The organism is Amycolatopsis sp. NPDC098790, from assembly GCF_044759945.1.
Taxonomy (GTDB): Bacteria; Actinomycetota; Actinomycetes; order Mycobacteriales; family Pseudonocardiaceae; genus Amycolatopsis.
Map to the genome: position 1 here is coordinate 17592 of NZ_JBIWAI010000010.1, position 18512 is coordinate 36103.

Annotated in this window: 12 protein-coding genes and 2 pseudogenes; 8 read left to right on the top strand and 6 right to left on the bottom strand. The window is 66.4% G+C overall.

Going from position 1 to position 18512, the window contains the following annotated elements; translation table 11 throughout:
- The first annotated feature begins 783 nt into the window (after positions 1 to 783).
- Positions 784 to 1116, top strand: a complete 333-nt coding sequence (locus ACIQWX_RS47800; RefSeq protein WP_400886275.1) for an SAM-dependent methyltransferase — start codon at positions 784 to 786, stop codon at positions 1114 to 1116.
- Between the two features lie 383 nt (positions 1117 to 1499).
- Here the strand turns inward: ACIQWX_RS47800 and ACIQWX_RS47805 are convergent, their stop codons facing one another.
- Positions 1500 to 2621, bottom strand: a complete 1122-nt coding sequence (locus tag ACIQWX_RS47805) for a hypothetical protein (protein WP_400886278.1) — start codon at positions 2619 to 2621, stop codon at positions 1500 to 1502.
- Positions 2614 to 2964 carry a hypothetical protein gene (locus ACIQWX_RS47810; protein WP_400886280.1) on the bottom strand — a complete coding sequence of 117 codons (351 nt, stop codon included), beginning with the start codon at positions 2962 to 2964 and terminating at the stop codon, positions 2614 to 2616. The genes ACIQWX_RS47805 and ACIQWX_RS47810 overlap by 8 nt, the downstream gene beginning before the upstream one ends.
- 466 nt (positions 2965 to 3430) lie before the next feature.
- Between ACIQWX_RS47810 and ACIQWX_RS47815 the strand changes: the two genes are divergently transcribed.
- Positions 3431 to 4624 (top strand): hypothetical protein, encoded by a 1194-nt coding sequence (locus tag ACIQWX_RS47815; RefSeq protein ID WP_400886283.1) that lies wholly within the window; start codon positions 3431 to 3433, stop codon positions 4622 to 4624.
- A 435-nt stretch (positions 4625 to 5059) separates the two neighbouring features.
- On the opposite strand, the gene ACIQWX_RS47820 is transcribed toward ACIQWX_RS47815, so the two are convergent.
- The gene (locus ACIQWX_RS47820; protein ID WP_400886286.1) at positions 5060 to 5584 is read right to left on the bottom strand and encodes a hypothetical protein; all 525 of its coding nucleotides are present in this window, start codon (positions 5582 to 5584) and stop codon (positions 5060 to 5062) included.
- A gap of 177 nt (positions 5585 to 5761) precedes the next feature.
- On the opposite strand from ACIQWX_RS47820, the pseudogene ACIQWX_RS47825 reads away from it, so the two are divergent.
- Positions 5762 to 6184 (top strand): annotated as a pseudogene (locus tag ACIQWX_RS47825) (hypothetical protein); the annotation flags it as partial.
- Positions 6185 to 6383: 199 nt separating this feature from the next.
- Here ACIQWX_RS47825 and ACIQWX_RS47830 read toward each other — a convergent pair.
- The gene (locus ACIQWX_RS47830; RefSeq protein WP_400886289.1) at positions 6384 to 6779 is read right to left on the bottom strand and encodes an Imm7 family immunity protein; all 396 of its coding nucleotides are present in this window, start codon (positions 6777 to 6779) and stop codon (positions 6384 to 6386) included.
- A gap of 227 nt (positions 6780 to 7006) precedes the next feature.
- Between ACIQWX_RS47830 and ACIQWX_RS47835 the strand changes: the two are divergent.
- From ACIQWX_RS47835 to ACIQWX_RS47850, 4 genes and pseudogenes are all read left to right on the top strand, one after another.
- Positions 7007 to 7999, top strand: a pseudogene (locus ACIQWX_RS47835) (aldo/keto reductase).
- 402 nt (positions 8000 to 8401) lie between these two features.
- A complete protein-coding gene (locus ACIQWX_RS47840; protein ID WP_400886290.1) occupies positions 8402 to 8989 on the top strand; it encodes a TetR/AcrR family transcriptional regulator in 588 nt (195 codons plus the stop codon).
- Positions 8990 to 9230: 241 nt separating this feature from the next.
- A complete protein-coding gene (locus ACIQWX_RS47845; RefSeq protein WP_400886293.1) occupies positions 9231 to 10013 on the top strand; it encodes a zinc-binding dehydrogenase in 783 nt (260 codons plus the stop codon).
- Positions 10014 to 10647: 634 nt separating this feature from the next.
- Positions 10648 to 11043, top strand: coding sequence for a DUF4279 domain-containing protein (locus tag ACIQWX_RS47850; RefSeq protein ID WP_400886296.1), 396 nt, complete (start codon positions 10648 to 10650; stop codon positions 11041 to 11043).
- Between the two features lie 552 nt (positions 11044 to 11595).
- Here the strand turns inward: ACIQWX_RS47850 and ACIQWX_RS47855 are convergent.
- Positions 11596 to 12048: a barstar family protein gene (locus ACIQWX_RS47855; RefSeq protein WP_400886298.1), complete on the bottom strand. Its 453-nt coding sequence runs from the start codon at positions 12046 to 12048 to the stop codon at positions 11596 to 11598.
- An 11-nt stretch (positions 12049 to 12059) separates the two neighbouring features.
- A complete protein-coding gene (locus tag ACIQWX_RS47860; RefSeq protein ID WP_400886300.1) occupies positions 12060 to 15830 on the bottom strand; it encodes a hypothetical protein in 3771 nt (1256 codons plus the stop codon).
- 254 nt (positions 15831 to 16084) lie between these two features.
- On the opposite strand from ACIQWX_RS47860, the gene ACIQWX_RS47865 reads away from it, so the two are divergent.
- On the top strand, positions 16085 to 18451 hold the full coding sequence (locus ACIQWX_RS47865; RefSeq protein WP_400886302.1) for an FG-GAP-like repeat-containing protein: 2367 nt from the start codon (positions 16085 to 16087) through the stop codon (positions 18449 to 18451).
- The last annotated feature ends 61 nt before the right edge of the window (positions 18452 to 18512 follow it).

Genomic DNA, 18512 nt, shown 5'->3' on the forward strand with positions numbered 1-18512 from the left:
ATATGCAGTCTTGATGACCAAAGCGGCGGCGAGGTGTGTTCTCCGCTCCGTGCGATCAAAAGATACTGATGAACCGACTGCGACTTGGGATGCGATCCACCATCGTGTAGCCATGTCAAGCCTTTGACCGCAGGGCATATGCCCCATTCGAGTGCCCGTCCGTTTCGGATGCACGACACCGAAGTCGCGTTCCTGAATCTCCCTGCTACGTACCTCGTTGCATCCACGGTGTTGCGCCGGGTGGTCAGCGAAGTCCGGCGATTCGTTGATCGCCGGCTCGACGCGAAAACTCTAAGAGGTCACCGGAACAGGAGAGAAGGGTGATCCATCGCGTCCCGGACTCACCGGAGAATAACAACTTGACCGAGGCGCTCGGAGAGATCGCCCCTGTGCTGCAGGCCGAACCGGATGCCGACACCACATTGGCCGCGATCGTCAAAGCCGCGGTCGACCGCGTCGACGGTGCACCCTGTGCCGGCATTTTACTCGCCCACCGTAACGGTCGGCTCCGCACAGTCGCGGCGAGACAGCGAGCGGTAGTCCATTTCTGTCGCGGTACCGACCGGTGCGACGCTCGGTAGCAGGATCTACACCCAAATGGCCGCACGTTTCCCGGCGCTCACCCTTCTCCTGCTCCTCGAACCCACTGCCTGTGGAAGCGGAGGTCCAGTGAACCATTCTTTCGTGTCACGGGCGAAGTGCTCACAGACGTTACCGAAGTTGTTAGGCTGCCAGCCGGCGCGAACTTATTCTGCTTTTCACGAGATGCCGGAGGTGCTCGGCATGACACTCGCACCACCGCATGGCCTTTTCACCGCCCGGACGTGGCGGTTTCCGGTCGCCTCTCCGGCGCGAATCCACAACGCCGCCCACGGCGGCACCGACAACTACCAACTCGACCGCGAAGCGCTGGCAGCCCTGGAGCAGACCGCGCCCGGCTTCACCGAACTGCTGCGCACCACCCGCGACTGGCACGTCCGGGTCGTGCGCCGCCTCGCCACCAGCGGCATCGACCAGTTCCTCGACCTCGCCGCCGGCCTGCCCCACGCCCGCGACAACACCCACCAGATCGCCCAGCGCCACAACCGCGACGCCACGATCACCGTCCTCGGGTGACCCCGCGTCGGCCACTCGGCCAGATGTCGCTCCACGACCTGGACGGCCCACGCCTTCGACACCATGGCAACAGGTTATGGGAAAGTACGTGGACGCCGCGCCGCCGGTCACAGTCAACACCGAGGCTCAACGAGCGGACGCGGGACGTGCACGCATCCGCCACAGACGCGCCTCCGGTGCTCGCTCATGCCGACGAGCGGGCCCCACATCTCATGAGCTGGCGCTCGACACGCAGACCCACCGGGCCGCCGGTCGAACAGCTCCCACAGGCCCTCACCGCGCACACCACGCGACTGCCGGATCGGCACGGATGCTCAGCTCGTTGCACCAACATCCGCTGCCGACATCAAGTGTACAACCTGACGAAGAGGTGACATGAATTGTCAGAGGCGGTACGCGGCGCAGTCTACACGTAGCTGGTCGTACTCAGTGGTCTGCCGTCCTTCGACCGTCGGACGCGGGCCGAGTGCGTCGCATCCAGGAGGCACTCGGTAGACGATCCGGTAGCGAATCAGGCGGATGGCGGTGTCCAGCCAGTCAGGCCAGTCCCGCCCGGCTATGCCGCATCCCAGAGCGAGGTCCAACCAGAGAGGCAGCACTTTTCCGCCGTCGAGGACGGGATAGAGGTAGGCATCGATGTTCTGGTACAGGTCGCGCTCAGCGTGTTCACCCCGCTCGGCGCGGTGCTGGAGCTCGGTCCTTTTCTGCGAGGCGGTATCCAGGTCGTCCTGTGCCCGGCGCGCATCAGCCTTCACGTGAGGAAGCACTTGAGCGAGACGCGTTGCCTCCTTTCGGTTACCGGTCCACCGCTCCAACAGCTGGGCCAGCGCCCTTCTGCTCGTCGTCGGATCCACTATGGTCATTTGACGAGCGGCCGTGACGGCTTCGCGCAGATGGCGCCGATACGCGGCGTCCTCGTCGCGGTACTGTTTGATCCGGGCCACCGGCTCCTGGGTGTCCGTCTTGCGGCGCAACTGATGCGCTGCCTCCCTGCCCTCGGCCACCAGCACGCCGAGTGCGGCCTGGCCGGCCGCCCAATCGTCGATCTCGGCCCTCATTCCCGGCGCCTGGATCATACTGATCTGCCGTTTCAGGACAACGCACTGGCGCTGTGCGCTTTCCGCATCCTTCGCGACTGAGGTCACCTCTTGCCGCAACGCGGCGAAGTTCTTGTCCACAGAACTGCTTTGCTCGTCGAAGAGCGTCTTCCACGACTTTCCCGTCTTGTCGAGCCTGGTGTCTACCTCCTGGATCCGTTCGCTGACCGCGTCGGCCAGTTTTCGCTGCGATTCGGAGACGAGCGCTCTAGTACTGTTCAGCTCGACCCGCAGTTTTTCCGGTTCAAGCGCGACGACCTGGATCGCGTTCTCGAACATGGCCACGACTTTGATGAAAGATTCCTTGATCGGGCCGGTGATCCTCGGGTCGGAGATGCGCTGGACGCCCAACGCCCATTCGTGCAGACGGCGCATCGTGCTCGTCAGCTCGTCGCGGCCGTCAGACACGTCGGCCTCCCACGGCCAGCAGGACGGCGCCGGACGTCACGGCCACCACTGTCATGACGAGCAACGCCGCGTTCCACCCACCGAAGACCGCCAGCGCCAGGAACACCAGGCCGGCCACCAAACCGGCCCACCCGCCGAGCCGGCACAGCCGGGTGGCACTTGCCTTCGCCCGGCGCCGCTGCAGTTCTCGCAGCGCGTCCTCGAGTTCGTCGGCGACCACGGCGAGGTGACCGAAGTCCTTGGTCTCCTCGTCGATCTCGTCCCAGCGACCGAGGGCCTGCCGAAGTTTTTCCTGCAGTATCCGAATTCTTTCGAAATCTTCATGGGCCTCGTTGAGCTGCATGTGGCGCCCCCGGCTCGTCCTTCAGGGTGAACATCGAAATATACGCCCTGAAGGCGCGGCGCCGGTTTTTGTTGCTTCACCGATCCACTGGTGCAACATTGGTGGCGTGACCCCACCGCGGCGAGGCAGGCCGAACACCGTCCCCGACGACATCGAAAGAGATCTTTTCGGCACCGTGTCCAACCGGAGCGCAGCGCGGTGGCTATTGCGGACGTGCCGGACGCACTCGCCCGATCCGGCTCTGTCGACGGTGCGCGGGTTCGCCACGGCCCTTAACGGGCCCTCCCGCCCGGGCACGGATGCGAGCACGATATCCCGCTGGGAGCGGTTGACCACGAGGATGCCGGCGGCGGCCGTCGCTCGCTACGAAAAACTGTGCAACCTGCCGGCAGGACAACTCGCGGCAGTCTTGACGAGTTTGGGCCAGCAACCGCACCGCGCCGCCTTCGACCGCACGACGCCGGCCGTGCGATCCCGCATGGCGGACCTGCTCGACCGGTGTTTCGGTGCGGACGAACTGAGCGGCGTCGACTGGCTGGAGCTCATCGAGTTCCTGGTCACCTCCCAGAACCTGTTGCCGACGCGGCACTGGCACCTGCTGGCGACGCGGCTGCTCACCGAGATGTCCGTCTCCGTCGGCTGGCACTACCTGCACCGCCTGACCGCCCTCCACCGCCTCCACTGCCACCCGGAAGCCGGCCGCGTGCTCGTGCCGGTGATCGCCGAGTTCATCACCTCGCGGTCCTGCCAGGTGATCGCCGATCCCCTGGCCCTTCTGGCGGCCAGTCCGCAACCGTCGGCCCAGCCGGTGCTCATGCGGCCGCTCCGGTGCCCGCCCGACGAGCACCACCTGCGCGCGGCGATGGTCGCCTGGTCGGTGCGCACCACCCCCACGTCGGACGACGTCGTGCGCCGCATCGCCGCCGCGGCCGCCGGGCACCTGCTCGACCCGGGACAGCCGCCCGCGGTGCGGCGAGCAGCGGCCGACCTCCTCGCCACCTGCCCCGCCGACCGGCTCGACACCGGTGTGCGCCATATCCGCCGGGGGCTGCGGGTGGACCAGGACCTTCGTGCCGTCCTCAATCACCGCGCCCTGATCACCCCCACGTCGAACGCCTCCGTGGTCACCACACTCGCCAAAGCCGTCCAGGACGCCGACGACGACGGCTCAGCTCTCCCCGGTCTCATCCACCAGGCGTTGTACAGCACGAACAGCGACGCGAAGGTCAACGCTGTCAACGTGCTCGGCGCGTCACCGTTCCGCGCGACGCTCGTGGCGGCAGCCTGCCGACACCTCGCGGAGCTGGACAGCACCCGCCGGCCCGACGACGTGGCGGCGCTGGCCGATCTCGTGGGCAGTCTCGGCGACGCCACGCATCGACAGTCCCTGGAGTCCGTGTTGACCACCCCGGCTCCCGGCGCTGTCGTCGCGGCCGCCGAGGGACTGGCACACCTACCCGGTCGTACCGACTCCGCCACCTGGCTGCGGGTCTTGGCACTGCACCAGAGGCCGGACATCGTCAGAGCGGTCGCCTACGCGGCCGGTATGAACCAGGACCGCGCGACCCTCTGGACCCTGCGTGCCGACGCCAGAGTGAGCCAACGAGTGACGTGGTGGCTGCACCTGCCGGTAGCCGCCCAGCGCAGTGCGCGCCGATGACGGCCCGCTACTGCCTCGCGAGCGCCCAAGGCATAAGTTTTCCGGCGAGCGCCCGGCTGAACGGACGCACCAGATCCTGCAGTAACGCGTCTCGTGGGCGACGTGGACCCCCCGGCCTGCCCCTCCACATGAAGCTCGCCAGCGGCACGCTCGTGCCGTTGAGCGGCGGTAGGGTGACTGGATGGAACCGGAGGTGCGCCTGCGCCCAGCACCGCCCGCTTCCACCTCCACGTCATCGCTCGCTACGCAGGAGACGGCTGGACCATCAAGGCCGAGTCCCCCGGAACGCGAGAGGTCGCTCCTCGACAGCGCCGCGCAAGCGATCAAAGACGCCATCGCGTCGACGGACTGACGGGCGACTTCCGCTCATGCCGCTGAGCGTGCCTCCAGCCAGCTAGAGCGATATATGCCGGCTAAAGACTGACGGTGGCGACGTCAGGTGCTACGGCGCCCGACCGCGAGTGCTCGTGCGCGCTCTCCGATGCGTCCCGGGTCGACGCGGTCCGCGAGGCAGGTGCGGTGGGCGATCACCGTATGACTGCCGGGACCGTCATTGCTCCGGACATCCATAACCAGGCCATCTCCGCCCGCGCTCAGGACCGCACGCCGACCGCAGAAGTCACACGGCCAGCCGAACGACTCCAGATCCTTGGGCCGGATGCTCAGCCGAACCCACGCGGGAGGCGACCACCGCCGGACCTGCTCGACCACCGCGTCGATCTCCGTGCCGACCGCCGGGAACAGTGACCTCAGTTCCTCGTCGCCGACGGTCGTCCGGCTGAACTGCTCGATCATGTCCACCGAGGCACCCACCTGGTCGTAATCGGCAATCTGCGCGATCACGCCCCACGGGTGATGGCTGAGCACCGTGGCGCGGACGCGTTGACCGGCCATGATCGGCAGGCTCGCGGTCTCGAAACGTTCCATGGCACCGCCATCCTCGCCAAAATCGGCGTCCATGTCCAGAACAGGCTCCCTTGTTCTTCCGGTGAATCCAACAGATGTAATGAACTCCCGCTCCCCGGCGACATCGTGCTCGTGTCACATGGTGCGCTCCCCGGTGAGCCGGGGCCGATCCCGGTCACGGTGACGCGGTGGGTGGCCTGACTCCCTTCCGGTGCTTGGCCGGCAGGCTTCGCCTCCACCGGGAAGGTCTGGCACAGCGAGGTCTTCGCCCACGCCGAACACTGGCGTACCCGGGACGTCTCAAGCGTGCAGTTCGCGGCGGCCGTGCTGGCCTGGGGCCACAGGATCCACGGGTACGGGCCATTCCGGACCGGCCGAATCCTGGCCCGGGAGCCTGCTGTCGAACGGCTAGAAGCCTCGCTCGGCAGACTTCGTCCGGACGCCGTCAACCCGGCCACGCTCGGAGACTGCTACGAGCGGTTCACGACCACCGCAAAGCTCCCCGGCCTCGGAGCGGCCTTCTTCAGGAAGCTGCTCTACTTCGCCGGCTACCGCCGAGCCGAAGGAGGGATCCAGCCATTGATCCTGGATCGGGTCGTGGCTAGCCGGCTGCCCGCATCGGCCGGGCCGGCCGGGAAGTACCGGACAGCCTGACGAGTCGACACCTGGCTGGCCTACCTGCGCTGGGCGGCGGACCAGTCCACCCGTCCCGAGTTCGGCGACGAACCGGACCGCGTCGAGATGGCGCTCTTCACCGGCTCCTCAACACCCTGACTTCTCGCCCACAGCTTCAAGGTCGTGGCGACTGCCGCTACGCCCGCACGTGCCGACGAGCGGACGCGCGTCCGTCGGGTCAGCTCGCCTCCGCATCTTCCAACGTGGGGATCACAGGTGACAAAAGGTGGTCGGCGTGCTCAGTGACCATGCCCCGGGCCAGTCGGAAGACACGGAAGCTCAGCATGTGCTCGGGATCCTCGTCGTCGTGGAGGTACAGCAACCCATATGACCCGGGGGCGAGCTGACCGACCTTGGCGAACAAGTCGACCACCTCTGCTCCGTGCTGCCCGCGGCGATTCGGGTTCCCGCCCAGATGAATGTAGTAGGTGCCGTTCATCGGCTGGAAATCCATCAACGCGTATCCGGCGAGCTCGTCGACCAGGGTCCGGATTTCGTCGAGACGAAGGGGTGGTTCGTCATCGAGCGCTTCGGCAGTCGAGCGAAGCGTTATCCACCCGTGGTACTCGAACATGCCGAGAGTCTAAGAATTCAGGCTGCCGGGCCGCTGCACGTCGACCGCAGACATCCGCTCATGCCGCGGTGAGGTCATCTTTCGAGGTTCACTCACCCGCGCCTGACCAGCCGGCGGGAAGCCGGCCCTCCGGCTTGACTTGGAGCGCGCTCCAGGCCCTAGCGTCGCAGGCGTTCGTCAGCCTCGAAAGCACCGCCCGGTCCGCCGGGCAGAAGGAGTGTCCGCCCATGAACTCCCGAACCACGCTCGGCTCGCCCGGTCTCACCGTCAGCGCGATGGGCCTGGGGTGCATGGGGATGAGCGAGAGCTACGGCGCCGCCGACTGGGACGGCGGCCTTGCCACCATCGACCGGGCGTTGGGTCTGGGCGTCACGTTCCTGGACACCGCCGACGCCTACGGCACCGGGCACAACGAGGTACTGGTGGGCCGGGCCATTCACGGCCGCCGCGACCAGGTACAGCTGGCCACCAAGTTCGGCATCGACCGCAGCGCCGGCGACCGGGCCCGCCGGATCCGCGGTGCCCGGGACTTCGTGCTGCGCTCGTGCGATGCCTCGCTGCTGCGGCTGGGCGTCGAGGTGATCGACCTGTACTACGCCCACCGCCCGCCCCAGGACGTGGAGATCGAGGAGACCGTCGGCGCGATGGGCGAGCTGGTCGAGGCGGGCAAGGTCCGCCACCTGGGCTTGTCCGAGGTCGACGGCGAGCTGCTGCGCCGGGCGCACGCGGTGCACCCCATTACCGCGGTACAGAGCGAATTTTCGCTGTGGACCCGTGACGTCGAAGCGGTCACCCCGGTGATGGCCGAACTGGGGGTCGGGCTGGTGCCGTACTCGCCCCTGGGGCGGGGGTTCCTGACCGGCACCCTCGACCGCTCCACACTCGGGGAGAAGGACTTCCGGCGCACCAACCCCCGTTTCACCGGGAAGGCCGGCGAAGCCAACGAGAAGATCGCGCAAACCGTGCGCGAAGTGGCTGACCGGCTCGGTGCCGCCCCGGCCCAGGTGGCGCTGGCCTGGGTGTACGCATAGACCGAGCGGCTCGGGGTAGCGGTGGCAACCATTCCGGGCACCCGCAACCCCGCCCGGCTGGAACAGAACGCGGCCGCACTGGAGCTGGTCCTGGACGCCGAAGCGCTGGCCGGGCTCGACCCGCTCAGCAGCCAGGTGACGGGCGAGCGCTACACCCCCGCGCACACCGCCGAGGTCGCGAGGGGCTGAGGTGGTTCGAGGTTGGCCGGGGGGCTCGACGCGCGCCGGCGATCTCACCGGTCACGAACAACGAAACTCGTGCCGTGCGAACACCCGCTCATGCCGATGAGCGCGGTGATGCGGAAACCCCGACACCTCCCGTCGAGGCGTGAGTTTCCCGGACCCGGCCCGGCTCGAACGGGCAGCCACCCCCACCGTGCGACGGGCAGGACGCACCCTTACCGGGTAGATGCGCCTTGGGCGGGCTCGTCGCGATGGTAGGTCGGGGGCACCTCCCACAGCGACCGGATTTCGCCACTGGTGAGCACGACGCCAACCGCGATGCCGAACCGTTCCCCCGCAGCTTGCAGACCGGGATCGAACGGAGTCCTTTCGATACGAAACTGTAGCGTAGCGGAAGTGAGGTGCGAGGTGAGCGCGTCGGAGTCCAGCGGCACGACCCGGCCCTCGGCGATGGGACGGCCCCGGGATTCGCGCCGTGACCTGGCCATTCTCGACGCGACACTGGCACTGCTGACCGAGGTTGGATACGAGCAGCTCTCGATCGAGGCGGTGGCCGGGCGTTCCGGGGCGGCCAAGACGACGATCTACCGCCGGTATCCCGACAGGGCCGCGCTGGTCGCCGCCGCAGACGAGCACCGGGCGCCCGCGGAGCCTCCACAGCTCGCGGGAGAAGATCTCCGGGAGGACGTCCATTCCCTGGCGGCATGGCTCGCGCGGAGCATCTCCGAACAGGACGTGGGCCTGCTCGGGGCCGTGTTCACCGGCATGCGCAACGACGCGCGGCTCGCCCAGGCGATGCGGCGGATCCTGCGGCGGGACCAGACCGCGATGACGGACGGACTCGAGCGCCTGGCACCCGGGGTGGCAACGCTCTTCGCCGAGGTCGCTCCGGCGCTGATCGTGCATCGCGTCGTGGTCGTGGGCGAGCCGTGCGACGCCGCGTTCGTCGAGCATCTCGTCGACGACATCCTCCTACCGCTGCTGCGCCGTACCTGAGCGTCCTCTCCGAACCACTCGCAAAACCGGGAGACACGATGAAAGCCGTACGCTACGACCGTTCTTCGGGCTCGACGGGATTTACCTCGCGGACGTCCCCGAGCCCGTGGCCGCCCGGGCGAAGTCGTCGTGCGGGTCGAGGCCGGCGCGCTCAACCCCCGGGGCGCTGCCGGCGCTGCACGGCAGTGCGTACACGCCGGGCCGCGATCTCGCCGGGGACGTCGTAGCAGTCGGCGCCGACGTGCCCGGTTTCACCGTCGGCGACGCGGTGCTGGGCAGGCTCCAGAGCTGGGACGCCCACGCCCAGTTCGTCGCCATCCCCGCAGACCAGCTGGTCGGCAAACCGCAAGCCCTCTGCTGGGACGTCGCGGGCTCGCTCTACACCACACCGATGGCAGGCCTCGGCGCCATCCGGGCGGTCGAACCCCGGCCGGGCGAGACCCTCGTGATCTCGGGCGCATCGGGCGGCGTCGGATTCACCGCCGCCCAGCTCGCACTCCGTGCCGGAGCGAGGGTGATCGGCTTGACCAGCCGCGCCCATTTCGACCTGCTCCGGCACCACGGCATCGAGCCGGTCCAGTACGGCGACGGCGAACAGGAACGGATCCTCGCCACGACCGACCGAGCCGATGCCTTCATCGACACCGTCGGTGGCGGCTACCTCGACCTCGCTCTCGGCCTCGGCGTTGCGGCAGACCGCATCAACACCGTCGTCGACTACCGCGGAGCGAAAGAGAAGGGCGTCAAGTCCGTCGGGACGACCGATGCCGGCGGCCTCCCGGCGCTGGCCGACCTGGCCGCCCTCGCCGCGACCGGCGACCTGCACATCCCCATCGCCGCAACGTTTCCACTGACCGCCGTGCGCGACGCCTATCAAGCCTTGGCCGACCGCAAAACCCACGGGCGCATCGTGCTGCCCCCCAAGATCTCGCCTGAACCACCCTCGTCCCACGCCGCGCTGCCGACGCGGTCAGATCGTGTTGCTCATCGAGTTGGCGGCACGACCTCCACAACGTCGGCATGACCGACGATTCTGGCTCCCTCGTACACCGACAGCCGCAAACCCGAAGTGACCGGCGGCCAGAGATCGGGCACGAGCGGGTGAAGCCGCACCATCGCCTGTTCACCGGGCGAGAGCGTCTTGACCACCTCCAGCGTCAAAGGTGCGTCATGGCTGTCCGGATGGAGGTCCGGCGGGAAACCCCAGTGCGACCGATATCCGGAGCGGATCGGGCTCTGGCGACCACCTCGCCCCGCGGTCAGGAGCCGCAATCGTGCGCGGATGTACCCGCGCTCGGGTTCAGCCGCTGTCCACCGACTGTGCTCACTCTCAGCACTCATACCAAGACCATGTCATCCGTACCAGTGGAACTTCGAGCCCCTAGGACAATTCTTCACTGATCAGGGCTGCGGCTCGACCTCGAAAACGAGTACGGCGTACCCACTGGAGCGACCTCAACCCTCCCGACGTTGGCCCCGGAGGTCAGCCATCAGCCTTCGCCCGACCTTTGCCTCGATTTTCGTTCTGGACGTAGAAACTGATCCCGGCTGTCTCGCCGGTCAGCCCCGGTACCGACGCCCGGTCATGCCGAAGACAGCGTGAACGGCTCACATGTATTGCCTCGCGGCAGAGGGGCCTGGCGCGCCATGATGCCGGGATGCGGACAGGTGCGACGTTTCGGCTCACCAGCGATCACAGCGGAAGTGCTGCGGCTGTAACTCGGTTTCTCGACCTAGAGCCCTCGCAGGCATTCGAGGCCGGAGACCAGGTAGGAGGCCGTTCGAGCGCCACCCGCCGCGGATCGCTGTGGCTGCTCTCGTCGAAGCTGCCACCCAGCAGCGAGGTCACCGATCATCTTCACTGGCTTCTCGACCAGCTTGAGCCGAAGGCTGACGCCTTATGGCAGCTGACCGATCGAGGGTATGTGGCCGACTGGTTCTGCCTGGCGGCATCACAAGCGACCGAACACGCCATCGAACTCGATCGATTGCTTCTTCGCCGGCTGCTCGCGCTACCAGGTGACCTGCTCCTGGACGTCACGGGCGACGACTGACGCCAACAACCGCTCATGCCGATGAGCGGACCTCGTGTCCCTTGCGTGTACCGCAGCAACCTAGCCAGACGGCCGCTAACAGAACGCGTTGTAAGCACTCAACGACGGACGGAACCGGCCGCTGAATGGTCGGCGGAGGAACTCGCAACTGCACACCGGTCAATACGCCCCCTGATAGCCAAACGAGCGACGCAAGCCCGGCCTTACCCGAACCCCGACCGTGCCGACCTGCGATTCCGCCGCCGGAGGACATCGCCCACTTAGACGACTAGAGCCGGAGCCGACCGACACGACGGTGCCCCCGCAGGTAATCGCCCCTCGCGGAATCAAGATGCCGCCTAGATTGCGTTCCGCACCAAACAAACTAGTTGACCACACGAGGCTCACCCGGACAACTGATTCCGCGCCGCTCGGGCGAAAGCGACGATACAGACGTGACGCCAACGCCTCACGCTGCCCACCTAGACGAAGAAGTCTATCCCAGCGGCTCCACTGAAAGTAAAGCCAACCAAAATCAGTTGGCTAAATATTATAGAGCTCAAGCTCAAGATGCTAACCAATAATTCCCAGCTCTCCCCGAATCTTATTGACGTCCGCCTCCGGCGCCAAGCAAATTGTCCGGAATGAAATTTTCGAACCACCCGGCTTATTCAGAGGATTTTCCCAATGCTTAGCCGCTCGATCCAAGATTTGAAAGAAGTCCTTCCGGTAGCTTGCATCTTCAGCCAGCAGGTGCGACACGTTTTCAACGATAACCAAGTATCGATCTGCAGGCAGCCACGAAAGGTCGCGCAAGCAATCAGAGAGAGCGTTCCAATTCCATCCAAACCAAGTCGGGAACTTGAAATCGGTGGAAATCTGATCGAATACACCATCAGCATCCACCGCCTTCGTGCCGCTGACTCGTGCAGCAGCAAGGAGACCCGAGGGCGGCAACGCATCGACGATCGCCAGCTTTTCACTATCAGGCAGTACGGTTACACCCGAAGTCAGATCTTTCCACATTGTTGAGTTCCTCATCGTCCGGGTCGCGCCACAATGAAGGTCTGATAGTGCGTCGGTGTGTAGTAGATCGACCCGTCGGATCCTGTCACTATTCGTTCACCACCAGGCTTCGGATTTTGGGCTGATTGTACCGTACCCCACTCGCGATAGGTGATCGGGTTTCCCTTGCTGTCGATCAGCGGGAGTCGGTACGCGGTGCTTCCCGGCCTGCCGTTCTCGTAAGTTCTCGGAACAATCGGACCCATGTGCTGCGGGCCCGCGCCCTGTGCTTCAACGCCATAAGTCTCAATGTCGTTGATTACGGCGCGAGACTCACTGGGGATCTCTGTCGGTATCCAGCCTCCGAGACGCGATGGATCTCCGAGTATGTCACCGACTCGGCATCGGCACCCGCGAGCGCCAGCAATCGCGTCCCCGACGATGTTAGCCTCGGTAAGCTCTGTGTCGACGAACAGATCCTCGTAGATGCCGCCGATTCGCGCCGTAACTAATGCGTCGCCGGTTGCGATTGCCATCCAGGAGATAAAGACTGTGCCTTCGGGGATGATCGAGAGGGCCAGCACACCGCAGGGTTCGAACGCCGCACAAAGTGCGAGACCGAGAACACCTCCTTCTACGGTGGCCAGTTGACCATAGATGGCACTCAGTTCATTGAGCGCTTGCGCTGCCGTTGTGAAGGCGAGGTCAGTGGCGAAAGTGGGACTGGTTTCGGCGTCGATGCACGCATTTTTGAACGCCTGTCCCATGTTGTCGGTGTGCTGGCAAAGCGAGTCGTTGCTGAACGCCTGCATCACTCTATCGGCGTCGGACATCTGCGCGAATCGTATGCATTCGTCGTAGCCGATGCCGCCGGGAAGATTCTTGCAGTGCAGCAGGAGGATCGCGTTTGCTTCCTGCTTCTGGCGCTCCACCGTGGCGAGCGCTGCCGACACGGCGTCGTTTGCGGCAGTCCTTGCCTTGTCCGCACTGCCTCCGGCTGCCAAAGCCGCGTTGAAGGCGTCGCGGGCCGAACCGTAGGCGTCTGCGGCCATCCGCGCGGCGAGATTCGCTGAAGAGTTCGCCCACGCTGCTGACATCGCGGCACTGCGTGAGGACGTGCGCGCAGACGCCGCGGCTGCGTTGGCGGTCGCGGCCGAGTTCGCGGCCCGCGTGGCGGCGTCTTGAGCCGCCAGAGCAGACTGGTGGGCCTGTTGAGCGAAAACAGCTGCTTGCTGTCGGTCATTATCCGCTTGCTGAGCGTAGCCAGCAGCCTCGGCAGCCGCTCCGCGGGCTGTGGCGGCGACCTGTTGGGCCAGGTCCGCGTTCTGCGCCGCGGTCTGTGCAGTCTGCATCGCTTGGGCGAGGTAACCCGAGACCTGGGCGTCGTGAGCGGCGCTGTCCTGGTCCTGCTGGATTGCGGTGTACTGCCCAGAGACGACGAAGTCGTGGGCCATCGCCGGGGTGCCGTCGAGCGCAATCTGGGCAGCTGCGCGCAGCTGCGGTCCGCTGGTCTCGGCGGCGAGGATCTGATTGGCCTTGATCCGGTCGTCGTTGACCGCCGCGGTGGTGTTATCGGAACCGAGGAAGCGCCGAAGAGCCTGGTCGGTGTCGGCGTCCAGGGCCTTTTGCGCTGCAGCCTCTGTGGCCAAGTTTCCGGCTTGCTGAGCAGCGGCGAGGATGCGGTCCACCGCTATTCGGTCGTCAAGCTCCCGGCCGGGGTAGTCCTGACTGCGCAAGAACGCCTGAACGTCGGCGTCACTTCCGGCCAAGGCGGTGTCGGCTGCCTTCTTGAATCCATCGGTACCGGTACGTTCGAGGTTCATCAGTGTGACGCGGTCGTCCTGGCCGGCGGCGATGGCGAGGCCTGTGCGGACGAAGTCCATCGCGATGACGTCGGGACCGGCGAGCGCGTTCTGGGCGGCGGCTTGCGTCCACGGGCCACCCTCGGTAGCCAAGGCCAGAGCAGCCTTGCGGGCGTCCGCCAGGGCGAGAGCCGGATCAGTGCCGGATGCGGTCGCTTCGTTGATCAAGCGGTTCGTCTCCGCAGCACGCAGATCGGCCTGGGCTTCGTTCCAGCGGTCGGCGATGGACACTTGGTCGGCTGCAGCGGCTACGCGGAGTGCGAGTTCGTCGTCGCGTTCGGTTTCGGCGGCGAGGCGGGCGGCGTCGGCGGTCCTGGCTGCGTCGTAGACCTGTTTTGCCTGATTGGCTGCAGTGATGGCGGCTTGGGCTGCCTGAGTTGCGGCGTTTGCGTGGGTGGTGGCGAGGTTGGCGGCCTCGGTGGCGTTGTGGGAGTGGTTGGCAGCATCAAGCGCAGCCACCGCAGCGGCGTCGGCATCGGTGGCGGCTCGTTCGGCCGCAGATTGCGCGGCGTAGGCAGCAGTAGCTGCGGTATCGGCGAAGGCCGTGGCGGCTTGGGCCGCGCGCGTCGCGCGGGCAGCGTTCGCCGCCGCACTAGCCGCAGCCTGCCGCGCCTTGGCAGCTTGAGCCTTCGCGACCGCGGAGTTCTTGCTGGCAGCTTCGGCGGCCCGTGCAGCTGCTGCGGCATTGTTCCCGGCAGAGCCGGCTGCCGCGATTGCATCCTTGGCTGAGGTGACTGCATCACCCGCAGACCTGGCAGCTGCAGCTGCGTCTCGGGCGCCTTGAGCGGCCGTGCGTGCCGTTTCTGCGGCCTGGCGGGCGGTGTCGGCATTTTTCGCGTCGGTAGCTGCCGCGGCGGCGGAGTTGTATGCCTGGGACGCTGCCTCTCCTGCTCTGGTCGCTGCGGTCGCAGCGCGGGTGGCAGCGCCGGCGGCGACGCGGGCGGCGACGCTGGCGGCGTTCGCCGCGCCCACCGCTTCCCGCGCGGCCGAGGCAGCCTTGTCGGCGGCATCGGCAGCCTGCACGGCCGCGGCGGAGGCGGCGTTCGCGTCATTGTGCGCGTTCGCGGTCGCCGTTGCCGCCGCCTCGGCGGCTTGCTTGGCCAGCTGCGCCTCGGTCACGGCGCGGGCCGAGGCGTCCTTGGACGCCTGTGTTTCTCGCGCCGCTTCCTCACCTGCGTCTTTCGCTGCCCCGGCTAGCTGGGCGATCGTGGACGTCTCCAGGTCACGGGCTTCGGCGACCTCACGGTCGTGATTGAGGAACTGGGCGTAGGCGTCGGTGGTGTCGGCGTCGAGTGCCCGCTGCGCGGCGGCGCGGGTCTCCGGCCCTCCGACGGCCAATGCCTGATCGACCCGGATCCGCTGGTCAAGCGCGTAGGGTTCCTTCCACCCGGTGTCCAGGAAGTCCTGCACGGCCTCGTCAGTGTCGGCGTCCAACGCCGCTTGTGCAGCCTTTTGCAGTTGGGGACCACCGACGGCGAGCATCTGGTCAACGCGAATCCGTCGGTCCAGACTTGAAGGCTGCTGCAATCCGGACGCCAGGAATGTGGAAATCGCGGCATCGCTGGTCGAGTCGAGGGCCTGTTGGGCTGCATGCTTGACGGTCGGGCCACCCGAGGCCATGATCCGATTGACACTGGTCCGGTCGTCGACCTTGCGGTCTTGCGGCAGTTTGACGGTCAGGAAGGCCGTGATGTCGGCGTCGGTCCCGATCAGCGCCGTCGCCGCATCTGCCTTTACCGTGGCACCACCTAACCGCCACAGCTCCAAGACCCGATCGCGGTCTGTCATCGGCGGTGCTGGAGTGTTCGGCGGCGGCTCAGAGTCGGCCAGCGCTGTCGGCGCCATTAGCAATCCTGCGAGCAGCGTGATGACCATCAAGACCAGCCCGACGACCACCCGGGTCGGCTCTTGGCGCGCCAACATCACCCAGTTCCCCCTCATTTGAACCAAAGCTGTACGGCCGAATGGCGCACACAATTCGCGACAAGGCCGCCCGGTAGAGGCAGCGTCGTTCACGCTAGCTACCCGTCATCCGTCGGAAAATATGGCATAGATCACTCTCATTTTCGGTAAAGAGCTCCCCGCTTTATCCGATACGTCCGGCGGTGCATGCCACAAAAAGGCGCACGTAACGGACAGATAGGACATCGATGAGAAATCGATCGAAGGCCCTACCGAGCATCTTTGCCGCCGTCGTGGCAACGACGCTCATCGGCGCGGCGGCTCCTGCCATGGCAGACGTCGCACCAACGGATCTGCAGACCGCGCCTGTGGAGGATTTCGCCTATCCCGGCGCAGCCGACATCCTGGCGAATTACGGAGTCACCCTGATTTCAGGGGACGGCCATCTGATTTTCGCGGATTGCACCACGGCACCGGAGGGCAATCTTGGCCTGATCCGGGTTCGGACAACCGATGACCCTGTCACCACACTGAACAAAACCATCTGCTTCAAGGCCCTTGCGCCCACAGCTCAGCTCTCACTGAAAGTTCCCGCAGTCTTCGAGATCCGCGGGGACGGTCAGGTGTCGGGGACGGGACACCAAGTGACTGCGGACTTGACCACCGACACTGGCCAGCACACCTCCGTCGCGGTCAAACCCAGCGGGAGCACCCCAGTCGGAGTCGGGGCAAACCCCACCGGCCAGCCGACCACTCTGTTGCAGCTCGTCGTCACCGGGGTCTTGCCCGACCCCTCACAGCCGACAGATCCCGGATCCGGCAGCCCGTCGGGCACGTCCGGCTTCGCCGCAAAGATCAACATGGACGGCCGGGCCTGCAGCGGAGCCCTGGTCGAACCGACCCTCGTCCTCACCGCCGCCAGCTGTTTCCCCGAGAACCCCCAGGGCGGGACGCCGGCCAAGCAGACCACCGTCACCGTCGGCCGGCCCGATCTGTCCGGAACCGGCGGCCACGTGGCCAAGGTGACCAGTCTGATCGTCCGGTCCGACCGCGACGTCGCCCTGGCCCGCCTCGACACCACGATCACCGACGTCACCCCGCTGCCACTCCCGGCCACCGCAGGAGCGCCCGGCGCGACGGAGAATCTCTCGATCGTCGGCTTGGGCCGCACGCAAGACGAGTGGGTTCCGAACCAGGCCCACACCACCCAGTTCACGGCGCCCTCCACCACCGCGACCACCCTGGGACTCGAAGGCGTAAACGGCGCAGACGCCTGTAAGGGAGACAACGGCGCGCCGGTGTTCCGCCAAGACAACGCCGGCAAGCAGGTCGCCGTCGGTGTGGTCACCGCGTCCTGGCAGCACAACTGTCTCGCCGAGAAGGAAACCCGGCAGGGCACAACCGGGACCAGGGTCGACGACCTGGCGAGCTGGATCCGCAACCAGGCGATCGTCGGTACCGCCAAGGCAGTCGGCCACGGCGTCACGCTGTCCTGGACGCCGCTGGCCGCCTCCGACGACGCGACCTACTCGATCTACGCCAACTCGGCTGGTCCGGCGACCAACAGCGCGACTCAGCTCATCGGCACCACGAAGGCAGCCACCTTCATCCACTCGGCGACCGCGCACAAGACGTGGTCGTACCTGGTTGTCGCCTCGACCGGTGGCGCCAGCCCTCTGTTCACGGCGACCACCGGGGCGCGGTCTCTGACCGATTTCACCGGTGACGGCAAGGGCGACATCGGCACGTTCACCCGAGGTTCCACCGGAGACGTTTTCGTGGCGTCCTCGGATGGGACGAAGTTCACCGGCACCAGCGCGCTGTGGCACGACCGGTTCTCCGTCGGTGTCGAGATCCCGCTCTCGGGCGACTTCAACGGCGACGGCAAAGCCGACGTGGCAACCTTCAGCCGCGGCAGCACCGCCGACGTCTACGTCGCCCTGTCCGACGGCACCAAGTTCGACGGCAACGGCGTGATGTGGGACGACTATTTCGCCGCTAACAGCGAAGTACCTGCTGTCGGGGACTTCAACGGTGACGGGAAGGACGACATCGCCACCTTCACCTTGGGCAGCACCGGGGACGTCTACGTCGCGTTGTCGGACGGCACCAAGTTCGGTGCGAGCGCGCTGTGGCACGGTGACTTCGGCTACAACGCCGAACAGCCTTATGTCGGGGACTTCAACGGCGACGGGAAGGACGACATCGCCGTCTTCACCCGCGGCACCACCGGTGACGTCTACGTTGCCCTCTCCGACGGCACCAAATTCGTCGGCAGCGCCCAGAAGTGGCACGACGACTTCGCCTACAACACCGAGACGCCGGCGATCGGCGATTTCAACGGCGACGGCAAGGACGACATCGCCGTCTTCACCCGCGGCACCACCGCGGATGTCTACGTCGCCCTCTCCGACGGCACCAAGTTCGTCGGCAGCGCCCAGAAGTGGCAGGAGTACTTCGCGGCGAACGACGAACTGCCGGGAACCGGCGACTTCGACGGCGACGGCAAAGCGGACATCATCACCTACACCCGCGGCACCGCCGGAGACGTCTACGTCGCCCTGTCCACCGGCACGAAGTTCGACACGAGCGCGCCCTGGCACGGCAACTTCGCTTTCAGTCCCGAAGTTCCCGTCCCGCGCGCGATCGCGATCCAGTAGGACACTGCGGGCCCGGCCGGAGGTCCGGCCGGGCCCGCAGACCGGTTGATAAGCTGCGCGC